Source organism: Okeania sp. SIO1H4 (assembly GCF_010672695.1).
Classification (GTDB): domain Bacteria; phylum Cyanobacteriota; class Cyanobacteriia; order Cyanobacteriales; family Microcoleaceae; genus Okeania; species Okeania hirsuta.
The window spans coordinates 46,945-59,197 of the sequence record NZ_JAAHGB010000045.1; the positions used below are offsets into that span (position 1 = coordinate 46,945).

8 protein-coding genes and 1 pseudogene are annotated in these 12,253 nt (G+C 34.9%); all 9 read left to right on the plus strand.

Annotated elements, in window-relative coordinates; translation table 11 throughout:
* The first annotated feature begins 119 nt into the window (after window positions 1–119).
* Window positions 120–1,244 (plus strand): annotated as a pseudogene (locus F6K06_RS23415) (serpin family protein).
* Window positions 1,245–1,457: 213 nt separating this feature from the next.
* Window positions 1,458–2,735: a serpin family protein gene (locus tag F6K06_RS23420; protein WP_287243123.1), complete on the plus strand. Its 1,278-nt coding sequence runs from the start codon at window positions 1,458–1,460 to the stop codon at window positions 2,733–2,735.
* 723 nt (window positions 2,736–3,458) lie between these two features.
* Complete coding sequence (locus F6K06_RS23425) at window positions 3,459–5,354, plus strand: serine/threonine-protein kinase (protein ID WP_124147057.1); 1,896 nt, start codon at window positions 3,459–3,461, stop codon at window positions 5,352–5,354.
* Window positions 5,355–6,113: 759 nt separating this feature from the next.
* Entirely contained in the window at window positions 6,114–6,383 is a 270-nt protein-coding gene (locus tag F6K06_RS23430; protein ID WP_287243125.1) for a hypothetical protein, read from the plus strand.
* Window positions 6,384–6,627: 244 nt separating this feature from the next.
* Entirely contained in the window at window positions 6,628–6,804 is a 177-nt protein-coding gene (locus tag F6K06_RS23435; protein ID WP_161564687.1) for a hypothetical protein, read from the plus strand.
* A complete protein-coding gene (locus F6K06_RS23440) occupies window positions 6,792–6,974 on the plus strand; it encodes a hypothetical protein (RefSeq protein WP_124147055.1) in 183 nt (60 codons plus the stop codon). The genes F6K06_RS23435 and F6K06_RS23440 overlap by 13 nt, the downstream gene beginning before the upstream one ends.
* A gap of 369 nt (window positions 6,975–7,343) precedes the next feature.
* Entirely contained in the window at window positions 7,344–7,703 is a 360-nt protein-coding gene (locus F6K06_RS23445; RefSeq protein WP_287243128.1) for a hypothetical protein, read from the plus strand.
* 341 nt (window positions 7,704–8,044) lie between these two features.
* The gene (locus F6K06_RS23450; protein WP_287243129.1) at window positions 8,045–10,966 is read left to right on the plus strand and encodes an efflux RND transporter permease subunit; all 2,922 of its coding nucleotides are present in this window, start codon (window positions 8,045–8,047) and stop codon (window positions 10,964–10,966) included.
* 185 nt (window positions 10,967–11,151) lie between these two features.
* Entirely contained in the window at window positions 11,152–11,625 is a 474-nt protein-coding gene (locus F6K06_RS23455) for a pentapeptide repeat-containing protein (protein WP_124147052.1), read from the plus strand.
* Window positions 11,626–12,253: the final 628 nt, after the last annotated feature.

Below are 12,253 nucleotides of genomic sequence, written 5' to 3' on the forward strand. Positions count from 1 at the left end.
GAGTGAATAAAGCCAAAAATTTATCGCTTTTAGGCAACAGGCAACAGGCAACAGGCAACAGGGAATATATAGGAAAAAAGTATTTTTGCAAATGAATGCTTACAATCGGAGATATAGACATGATTGAGAAATTAGTTTCTGCCAATAACAAATTTGCCTTTCAACTATTTTCAGAAATTCAGAAATCCCAGGCAAATGAAAATATTTTTATCTCACCCATTAGCATAGCGATCGCCCTATCAATGACCTACAATGGCGCTCGGGGAAAAACTCAAAAAGCTATGGCTAAAACTTTAAACTTTCAGGGAATGAGTTTAGAAGAAATAAATCAAGCAAATCAACAATTAGGAAATTTGTTAGAGAGTTTAAATTCAGAAATTAAATTAAATATTTCTAACTCAATATAGACTAAAATCGGAATACCTTTTGAGCAAAACTTTCTACAAATAAACCAAGAAATTTATCAGAGTCAAGTAAGAGAAATTGACTTGAAAAATCCGAAAACTCCAGAAATTATCAATAAGTGGATAAAAGATAATACCAAAGGCAAAATTGATAAAATAATTGAAACACTAGATCGTGATTCAGTCATGGTATTGTTAAATGCTATTTATTTTAAAGGAAACTGGCAAAAATAATTTGATAATTTTTCTACCCAAGAGCAGCCTTTTTATCTATCTAATGGAATGGAAAAACAACATCCAACAATGTTCAAATTATCTCAATATTCATATTATGAAAATCAAACTTTTCAAGCCATTAGTTTACCTTACGGAGAAGGTCGCGTCAGTATGTATGTATTTCTCCCCAAAGAAGAAATAGGATTAGAAAAATTCCATCAAACTTTAAATGAAGAAAATTGGGAAAATTGGATGCTAAAGTTTGAATCTCAAGGAGTCACATTAACTCTACCCAAATTTAAAAATGAATATGAAGTTACCCTCAATGACATATTAAAAGCTTTGGGAATGGAAATAGCTTTTGACAGAAAGAAAGCAGATTTTTCTCGAATTCGTCCTATTCCTCCAGAGTTATATATTGATGAAATTAAACATAAAACATTTGTGGAAGTGAATGAAACAGGAACAGAAGCAGCATCAGCTACCAGTATAACTATGGTAGCATTAAGTGCTATGATGACAAGTATAAATATGTTTGTTAATCGTCCCTTCTTTTTTGCTATTAGAGATAATAATTCTGGCACTATTTTGTTTATGGGAGAAATTACAAATCCAGAAAATTAAGAGTAAGTTTTATGCATAATATTTCTCAGGTTAATTAAGTAGACCTATCTTTTTTATTTCCTATTCCCTACTCCCTAAAACAAAGGAATTTTATACCTCACGCTTTTTGGGGATTGCTATAGTAGTCTTAAATGATTTATAACAGAAAAGTTAGTAATTTTGAAAATTATATTGATTGTAATTTTTATCAATTGACTCTAGTGAGGTAAAAGAATGTTCAAAGAACTTATCAATAAATTTTCCCCCATTTCTGCCAAAATGTCTCTAGGAGCAATTATTTTAATTGTAATTCTGGGAGTCTATAACTTACCTGGCAGTACAATAATTTTAAGAAATCAGAAGCAGCATAAATTAGCTCAAACAGTAGATACAAGTACCTTGAATAAATTAGTTAATGCCAATAATAAATTTGGTTTTCAACTATTTTCAGAAATTCAGAAATCCAAATCCAATGAAAATGTTTTTATCTCACCAATAAGTATAGCGATCGCTCTATCAATGACCTACAATGGCGCTGCTGGCAAAACTCAAGAAGCTATGGCTAAAACTTTAAACTTTCAGGGAATGAGTTTAGAGGAAATTAATCAAGCAAATCAGGATTTAGGAATTTTATTAAATAGTTTAAATCCCGAGATTAAATTAAATATTGCTAACTCAATCTGGACTAGAAAGGGAATATCTTTTTATCCAAGTTTTATCCAAGTAAATCAAGATTTTTATCAGAGTCAGGTAAGAGAAATTGACTTTGACGATCCTGAAAGTCTGAAAATTATCAATAATTGGGTAAAAGATAAAACTGAAGGCAAAATAGATCAAATTATTCAAAAACTCGAACCCGAGGATGTCATGGTGTTATTAAATGCTATTTATTTTCAGGGCAATTGGGAAGAACAATTTTCTGAATATTCTACTAAAGATATGCCTTTTTATTTAGCCAATGGAACTCAAAAACAACATCCAATTATGTTCCAATCGTCAAGACATTTATATTACGAGAATCAATATTTTCAGGCAGTGAGTTTGCCCTATAAAAAAGGTCTGGTTAGTATGTATATATTTCTCCCCAGGGAACAAGTCAGTTTAGAGGGATTTTATCAAGTGTTGAATCAAAAAAACTGGGAAAATTGGATGAAACAGTTTGAAAGTTACGAAGTTAATTTAGGTTTGCCAACGTTTAAAAATGAATATGAAGTGACTCTCAATAATATGTTGAAATCTTTAGGAATGCAAATAGCTTTTCAAGGTGGAAGAGCAGACTTCTCTGGAATGAGTCGTGAGAAGTTATTTATCAGTGAAGTTAAGCATAAAACATTTGTTGAAGTGAATGAAACTGGAACAGAAGCAGCAGCAACTACCAGTGTAAGAATAACATTGGAAAGTGAAGTAATAACTGTCGATATGTTAGTTAATCGTCCTTTCTTTTTTGCCATTAGAGATAATAATTCTGGCACTATTTTGTTTATGGGAGAAATTACAAATCCAGAAAATTAGACTTCTTGCAGAAGTCAGGGAATAGTGAATAGGGAATAGGGGATATAGAAGAAAAAAATGGGAAAAGCAGATTAATTGATTTTCGCACCTCACCAGTCAGGGGAAACAAAGTAGTCATTTTGGAGCTTCATAAAATGAAATGACTATTGCGACATACGCAACATATTGAAAATATCAACACTCACATCCGAGTGCTTCACAAAATGGGAAAAGCCGATAAATTGTTTTCGCACCTCACCAGTCAGGGGAAACAAAGTAGTCATTTTGGAGCTTCATAAAATGAAATGACTATTGCGACATACGCAACATATTGAAAATATCAACACTCACATCCGAGTGCTTCACAAAATGGGAAAAGCCGATAAATTGATTTTCATACCTCACCAGTTTAGGAAACAAAGCAGTCAATCATTGAGAAATTAGTTTATGCCAATAATAAAATTACTTTTCAACTATTTTCATAAATTCATAAATCCCAATGATTAATAAATCAAAATTACGAACTTAAGGTAATTAGTTAAAACCACTATCACAGTCACATCATCAGCTACCCTGTAGAGATAATAGATTAAATTAAATATAACCTCTGATTTTTAACAGAATTAAATTATCCCTAACCTTTATACCCCTAAACCTATAATTTCGATTTTTGTAACGGAAAGTTCAACTTAAATATAATGAAATAACCCTAACTTGGACCCAAACTAACCATAATCCCTGTTTATGAATAACCCTATATATCCCGGACTAATACTCACTAACCGCTATAAAATAGTCAAACAATTGGGACATGGTGGTTTTGGACGCACCTACCTCGCAGAAGATAACCATCGTTTCCAAGAACCCTGTGTACTCAAAGAATTTGCCCCCCAAGTACACGGTAGTTATGCCTTACAAAAATCCCAAGAATTATTTGAAAGAGAAGCAGGGGTACTTTATAAATTGCGACATCCACAAATACCCGGGTTCCGAGAAATGTTTCGCGTTAAATTAGATGGAGAAGGATACCTATTTTTAGTACAAGATTATGTAGAAGGTAAAACTTATCGTGCTTTGCTAGAAAACCGCAAACGTCAAGGCACTTTTTTTAGCGAAACAGAAGTAACAAAATTTTTACTACAAATATTACCAGTCTTAGAATATATTCATAACTTGGGAGTTATTCACCGCGACATTTCCCCAGATAATATCATTCTGCGAAGCTCCGATAAACTGCCAGTATTAATAGATTTTGGTGGAGTCAAAGAAACAGCAACAAAAGTAGTATCTGAATATGCTCATGGTATTTCGCTCCAAGCAACAAGGTTGGGTAAAGTCGGATATGCACCAGACGAACAAATGCGACTAGGGATGATTAATGCCAACAGCGACCTATATGCTTTAGCAGCAACAGTCTTAGTATTACTGACAGGAAAAGAACCCTCTTTTTTAATAGATCCTCACGATTTAACCTTTAACTGGCGCAAAATAATTAGCATTAGTCCAAATTTAGGTAATGTGCTAGATAAAATGTTAGCTCCTCAACCAAGCGATCGCTATTCTACAGTTAGTCAAGTTATAGCAGAGCTTGAAAATTTTGCTTCTAGCACTGACCTAACACCGACCCAAGCAGCACCAAATGTCATCTCCACTCAACCTATTACCGCAGATCAAATCTCCAATGTCACAACAACACCAGTTTCCCAAATTCCAGCTACGACTAATAACCCTCAAAAATTTTCAATTTGGTCAACAATTTTATTAGTATTAGTAACAATATTTGGCATGGGAGGAATAGGTTGGATAGCTGGTAATTTTTGGTTAGAATACAACTCTAATCAAAAAGATAAAATTGTCAAAGAGAAACCCCAAGAATTGAGCGATAGCCTCCAAAAATCTGGCATTGAAGAGTCTTTCTTTTTTCCTTTAGTAGATGACTTTTTCTACGCTAAATATCCTCAAAAAAAAGGGCAAACTTTGAGTGATGAAACTTCAGAAGATAAATTATGGAAGTGGCGGTGGTATGAAATAGCAAACCAGTTACTTAACAAACTAGAAACGCTAAGTTTAGATGCTCGTCGTAGATTAGGAAATTATAGTAAAGATGATATTTATCGATGGAAGTCTCAACTTCATAGATTAAATATTAGTAGTACAGCTTTTAATGATTTGACCGATGCTCGATTTTTTTATTTATTCTCAGAACAACCCCGTGGAAAAAACATAATTGGTTTACCAATGGGTCAAATTTGGCAAGCGATCGCTACCGATACAATGAAAGCTTTACAAAGTAGAAAATCTTTAGAAGAAATTCGTTTTACACCAGGTTCATTTAGAGAAGTTGTGAATGGTAATTTACAACCAGGAGAAGGTAAAATTTATTTAGCATGGATACAAGCAGACCAAATTTTACGCGTCAGGTTACGAGTTAATTCTCCAGAAGTTTTCTTATCTATTTATCCTCCTGAAAAGTATCGTGGTAGGTCTAGAGCATTAGTAGAAGATCGAAATATAAATCTATGGAGGGGTCAAACCCTAACCTCTGGTTATTATCAATTTGTAGTTGTTTCTAATTCGGAGCAACCTATAGAATATTTTTTAGGAGTAGCTGCTAGAGATAGAATTAATCGTAGGTATTAGAGGAAGAAAGGGGAGTTGGGGAATGGGGGAGTGGGGGAGTAGTAAACATAAGAATAATATACACTTACTTGCTAATAATCGCTCTTAACGTTATTGAATTATACTAACTACTTAATTATTGAAGTCTTGCATAAGTATAGTGGTTGAAGCAAAGAGCGCGAACAGATCAAAAGCTTAAAACTCAGACATTCCTTCTACCTTCTACCTTCTGCTATTTAAATCGAAAAGAAGAGGAACAGGGAACAACTTGATAATTTTGATAAAGTCGCTGAAATACTTCTTGATAGTAGGGATATTTTGCCTGAAGTTGAGCGAAAGTTGTTGAAATCATAAATCCTTGAAAAACAATACTATAGGTATCCCAAGAAAAACGGGAATCATCTATTTTGAAATTCCCATCATTTATCAACCTAAAAAATTGTGCATAGAATTAGGTATCTGGTTGCGCAGCATTCCCTCATAAAAGGCTTTTTAAAATTCAACAATTAATAATTACCTTTGCTTAAAAGGGATAGGATGAGCAAAAATATTTTTTGTTCTTATTTATTCTTCAAATAATAACCTTTAAACCTTAATTATTTAGTAATATCATGTCCTGATAATTAGTGATAAAAAACTTTCTCCTGTTCTTCCTCTTTATTCTTCTCTCCTGACTCCTCCCAAGTTCTTGACACTCTCAGAAAAATTATGAGATAATTGGAATAAGAATCAAACTATTATCTGAAAATTAATTATTCACAAAATCAGTTTAGGAGGTCTATGTTAAAATACGCAATTGTTGCTTTGATAACCCTGGAGTTAGTCTTGCTAAGTGCATTAGTTAAAGTGCCCGCTAATGCAAATATTAGAGACCCAGAAATTTTTACTTGGGATTATGCGTCTTTAAGTAATACTCAGGTTGTTTGTAAAAAGGTAGTCTTTCATCCTACAAATCGGTGGATACCAGAATCATCAGATATGGAGCCTATAAATATTAATTCTGTAGTAGTAAATGATAGTTATTGTTCTAACTTAACTAAACCTGTTTAACATCATGTCCAGATGATTATTCTCATAAAAAACTGTAGGGGTATATTTATAGATCGAGAATGTTCTACTTAACAGAAATATTTATGCTTAAATCTACCCCTATCTCAGATATAGAAAAAAATCAGAGAACAAACTTAAAAAAATTGGAAAACCGGGTTTTTGGTGACATAAATCCGGTTTATCTATATGATGTTATAAAATTATGGTAAAGTTCTTATTGTAGATTATATGAGGTAAAAAAAATATGAAATATCGTGTCACTCTTAATCGTAGGGATATAATAGTCGAAGCAGGAAGTAAAGAAGAGGCAGCCGAACAAGCAGCAGGTAAGATTCATCAAGGGGAAAAAATTAACAGGATTAAAGAGGTAGAGTCATCGGAATCTAAGTCTGGCTCTTGGTGGGAAATTTGGTTAGATTAAGTATTGAAGAAGCAAGAAGGAAAAAGGAAGAAGCAAGAATAAAAAAGGAAAAAGTGGATAGCGACAGTGTTCGACAAGCTACTTTGTGTCTACAAACCCCAAGCAATTGTAAACACCGTTTAGATAGCCGGGTATTAAACCCAAAAGAAAAAGATAAATTGACAATATAATAGGGTTTTGCATATTGATTAAGTACATTAACTAGACTACATTTTTGCTCTATATTAAGCCAAAAAATTAAAAGCTAATATCTTACTGCTAATGACTATAATTTAGGCATGAGGTTAAGAGAGTTGAGAAATATTTTATTTTTTCTATTACCCGATCGCCTCCCCCATTTTATAATTTAAATTTACTCTAAAAAGTTGTCAGTTGATGGATAATTATACAGCAATAATCAATAATAGATTGAGGTTACTTAACATATATAAAATATCAAAAAAATGTTTCCTAATTATCAAAAAAATTACACAATTTAGCTTAAGTAATTATCATAAAATATCCTCTCTTTCCGGTCTAACAAAGGACTAATTCTTAGGATGAAAATTAGCGGCAAACAACAACCTTTAGTTACTGTTTTTTTATTAACCTTGGTAAGTATAGCTTACTGTAGTTTACTGGTGAGTGAAGCAAAAAGTCAAACTCCTAAATTACTATCTCAAAACGAATATCCTCAAGATTTTACGGAGGTTTATCAAGCAAGTTGTAAAATTAATGCTGTGACAAAAGGATTATCAACAGAACAAGCTGAAACACTATGTGATTGTACCCTGAATCAGTTTCAATCTAAATATACCTTAGAAAAATTTCAGAAATTAATGAACAAAGCAGCAAAGGAAGAAACGCCAGAAGAATTAATAGAAGTTGGAGAGATTTGTGCTGAAGAGTTAATAAATTAGTTAGTTAGGTAGTAGGTGGTAATTCAAAAATTACAGCAGATTCGGTCGTATATGAGGTACAAATATTAACGTTAAGATGTTTGTAGTGCGGGCATCTTGCCCGCAAAGGATGTACATCACGCCTGATGAAATCTACTTTAATAGACATCTCCAATAATAAAAAATAAAATCAATTATCACACAGAAATCATCAATTATTTCCCTCTACTGCCTACTGCCTACTGCCTCTTTTCTGAAGATGTCTAATAATTACCTCTGCTGAAAATTATCAGAAAATTATAAGATTGGCGAATAAGATTTTTTTTTCTTCAAAAAAGAAGAAGTTTTAAACCTGAATTATAATGAAACAATCTACAGCAAAAAATCTACGACAACGCTGGAATATTTCCAGAAGGGCGATCGCTAAACCATGGTTAACTATTTGTTTTTGGTTAAGTGTAGTAATAGCAGGTTTTTTTGCCTTTAGTAGTCTCAAATATGGCTTATTTCCAGAAGTCAGTTTTCCAGTGGTGGTAGTACAAGCAACAGCAAATTTTGACAATACTATCGAAACAGAAACGCAAATTACAACTCCCATCGAAAAAGCTGTTAAAATCCTCGAAACAAAAGGGATGTATGAATTACGCTCCTCAACATATCCAGGTCAAGCAGTTATCAACATAGCTTTTACTACCCTAAACAATTTAAAATCAGCAACAGCAGATGTGGAAACTGCTCTCAAACAAGTACCTCTCCCTCCAGAAACTAATTTAGACATAATCAGTCTTGACCTCAATGAGTCAGCAGCAATTAGCTACGCCATTGTCAGTGACAGTAAGACCCTCAAAGAATTAACTGCCATTGCTCAAAATCAAATTATCCCTACTATTTCAGAATTACCGGAAGTTTTAAAAGTCAACCTACTTGGAGATGCTTCCTTCAAACAAAAAGACACTGACACATCACTCCCTAACACTTTCCCAACTTTAGTCAGTTTCAATCATAAAAATGCCATAGCTTTCCAAGTAGTAAAACGTGCTGATGCCAATACTTTAGAAGCTGTAAGTAAAGTAGAAGCAACTGTAGCAAAAATGCAGTCTGAATTGCCAGAAATAAAACTCGCTTTAGCAGAAACTCAAGCAGACTATATTCAGGAAGCAACCCAAGCTACTATTGATGCTTTATTATTAGCAATTATTCTAGCAGTAGCAGTCATTTTTCCATTCTTGCGGAATTTTTCAGCCACCATAATTACAGCTTTAGCAATACCTATTTCTCTATTAGGTACTTGTATTATCATGGCAATATTTGGATTTAACCTAGAAACTATTACCCTCCTCGCCTTAGCAATAATAATTGGAATTGTTGTTGATGATGCTATTGTAGATGTGGAAAACATTGCCAGACATCTCGAAGCAGGAGAAACTCCCAGACAAGCGGCCATCAATGGTACTGATGAAATAGGGTTAACAGTTGTTGCTTCTACCTGCACTATTGCCGCAGTATTTCTCCCAGTCGCTTTTATGGGAGATACCCTTGGTCAATTTTTTCAACCCTTTGGTTTAACAGTTTCCGCCGCAGTATTAATTTCTTTATTAGTCGCCCGCACTTTATCCCCAGTATTAGCAGTTTGGTGGTTAAATGAAGTCAGAAGTCAGAAGGTAGAAGGCAGAAGGCAGAAGGCAGAAGGCAGAAGGCAGAAGTTAGAAGGAAATAATAATGAAGTCAGAAGTCAGAAGGCAGAAGGCAGAAGGCAGAAGGCAGAAGGCAGAAGTCAGAAGTTAGAAGGAAATTATGATGAAGTCAGAAGTCAGGAGTCAGAAGTCAGAAGTTCTTTTTATAACCTAGAGAGTTTATTCAATCAAACACAAAAGTGGGAGAACACTTTATCCAATCAATACCAAAAATTACTTAACTGGTCCCTAGACCATCGAAAAATTGTTATAGCAATAGCTTTACTCAGTTTCATTCTTGGTGTGGCAATGATTCCTCTAATCCCTAAAGGTTTAGTACCCCAACTAGACCGAGGAGAATTTAATATTACCTACACTTACCCTCTACCTAATTTTGCTAAAAATACTGAAAGTGTTCCTCCACCCCAAGCAAATCAAGCACCTGCCAATAACTCAATTTTTCCTGAAGGAGCATTTAATTGGATTAGCGGTCTAACTCAATCTCCCACTAGGATCTTATTAAGAAAATCTCGTAGAGTAGCGCAAAATATCGAGGAAATTGTTTTATCCTCCCCAGAAGTAGAATCAGTTTTTAGTATTGCAGGTTTCCAAGGCGAACCAAATCGTGGTAAAATATATGTAAAACTCAAAAAAGAGCGATCGCTCACTACTGCCCAAATACAAAAGCAAACTCGTAAAGCTTTATCTGAGTTAAAAAATATTAGTGTTAGTGTGGAGGATATTCCATTTGTTGAGACTGGTGCCGGAAAACCTTTTGAGGTAATGTTATTAGGAGATAATCGAGAAATTATCTACAATACAGCTCAAAAAATTCAAACTCAAATTGCCAAATTACCAGGATTTGTCGATTTAACTATTGCGCCTCAGTATAATAATTTCGATAACCCCATGGAAATAACTCATCGCAGTCAAAAGCAGGTTATCTATATTACAGCTAATCTCTCTGAGGGTTTAGGATTAGGGAATGCTATAGATTTAGCACTAGAAATATCTCAACCAATTTTACCTCCTGGTGTCAAGTTAGATTTAGGTGGAGATTCTTTGAGAGTAGGGGAAGTATTTGGTAGTTTTTTTGTAACTTTAGGTTTCTCTGTTGTATGTATGTTGACAGTCTTAGTATTACTTTTTGGTAGATTTTTAGAACCCTTGGTAGTAGGTTTGTGTTTGCCTTTGTCTATTGTGGGGGCAATGTTAGGATTATTATTTACTCAGAGTGATTTTGGCGTTATTTCCCTACTCGGTCTAATTTTTCTCCTCGGTTTACTGGATAAAAATGCTTTGTTATTGATGGATTATATTAATCAACTGCGTCAGTCAGGGTTAGAGCGCAGACAAGCTATTTTGCAAACTGGGTTGGTGCGACTGCGACCCATTTTAATGACAACAAGTTCGACAGTTTTAGGAATGTTGCCGATCGCCTTGGGATTAGGAGCAGGAGCAGAATTACGACAACCCTTAGCTGTGGCAATTATTGGAGGGTTAATTACTTCTACTTTGTTGAGTTTAATTGTAGTTCCTGTTTTGTACACTTTATTAGAAGATTGGTGGAGATTGAAATTATATTATGTCCGGTTGAATAGTTATAAATAAATGACGGAGGAGTCAGGAGTCAACCCACCCCTAACTCCTCCCTTCATGATATCAATTGAGCTTCATACAAATTTATAAAATTTTAAACTTTTGTGTAGTTTTAGCTACATTTTTTGATGTTTCTGCCACCATGAAAAAATAAACAATCTTTAAAAAACTAATTTTCTCAAACGGAGTTGAAAAATATGGATGCTCAAAAATTCCTGAGTCGCTACTCTATAGGAAAACGTTATTTTCGAGGAGTTTGTCTCAGTAATGCAAATCTGCGTGGGGTAAAACTGACTATGATTAATCTAAATCAAGCTGATTTAAGTGGGATTGACTTAAGTCGGGCAAAACTAAGTGGAGCTGAGTTAAGTCAAGCAAATTTATCTGGTGCCGATCTTAGTTATGCAGACTTGCGTAGCGCGAATTTAAGTGATGTTAATCTAATCGGTGCTGACTTGACAGGAGCAAACCTAGCACGAGCTAATCTGAATCGAGCAGATCTGCGTAGTACTAACCTTACTGGTGCAGACTTAATTGGAGCAAACCTGAATGAAGTAGAAATGAGTGGCGCAGATTTGACCGCAGCAAATGTTAATCAAGCAGAATTAAGTGCAGCTAGCTCTCATTTAGGTGTTTCTCGCAAGTGGGTGACTTGGGCAGGAAGCCATTAGATTTTTATTAAAAAGTATCAAATTTGAGGTTATATCAAATCCGGTAGCATCGGTATAAAATCTTTTGAAGATAGGAGTCAGTCCTCAGGAGTCAAGAGGAAAAACAGTTATAGCAATTCCCATGCTGGTGAGGTCAAAATTCGTTTGTTGTGGGGGAGTAGGGAGTAGTAATTCGGGAAACAGAGAATAGCGGTGCGACCCCGCAACAACGACAGTCGCAAGGAGGCGCGCACCAAGAGAGAAAAGAAGAAAAACACCAGTACCTCAGTAGTCTGAGAAACGCTATATCAAGATTTCCTAATGGTGAAGATGGACAATATTTTTATACCTAATTAAACGGATTTGATATTACTAAAAATATCCCATGCCATTCGACGTGGGTTTCTAGTATTCCCAATCAAACCCTTTTGACATCCTCCCCGGCCTAAAGGCACGGGGATTCCTACCGAGCCGTGGCTCCTCGGCGGGTTGGCATCTCACAGGCTGCTGCACCCACCCCCATCCCCTCCCGGGAGGGGATGGGGGTGGGTTACACTTGCCTCCATGCCCGTTTTTTGTCTCGGATTGCCCACCCGCGACTAATATATTTATTGCTGCATTCTCGTCTCTGTCGTGTTTTGTACCACAG

Bases quoted from the DNA above. Each gene is read 5' to 3' on its own strand.
- F6K06_RS23445 (WP_287243128.1), top strand. From the start codon at position 7,344: ATGAAAATTAGCGGCAAACAACAACCTTTAGTTACTGTTTTTTTATTA.
- F6K06_RS23435 (WP_161564687.1), top strand. From the start codon at position 6,628: ATGAAATATCGTGTCACTCTTAATCGTAGGGATATAATAGTCGAAGCA.
- F6K06_RS23425 (WP_124147057.1), top strand. From the start codon at position 3,459: ATGAATAACCCTATATATCCCGGACTAATACTCACTAACCGCTATAAA.
- F6K06_RS23430 (WP_287243125.1), top strand. From the start codon at position 6,114: ATGTTAAAATACGCAATTGTTGCTTTGATAACCCTGGAGTTAGTCTTG.
- F6K06_RS23455 (WP_124147052.1), top strand. From the start codon at position 11,152: ATGGATGCTCAAAAATTCCTGAGTCGCTACTCTATAGGAAAACGTTAT.
- F6K06_RS23420 (WP_287243123.1), top strand. From the start codon at position 1,458: ATGTTCAAAGAACTTATCAATAAATTTTCCCCCATTTCTGCCAAAATG.
- F6K06_RS23450 (WP_287243129.1), top strand. From the start codon at position 8,045: ATGAAACAATCTACAGCAAAAAATCTACGACAACGCTGGAATATTTCC.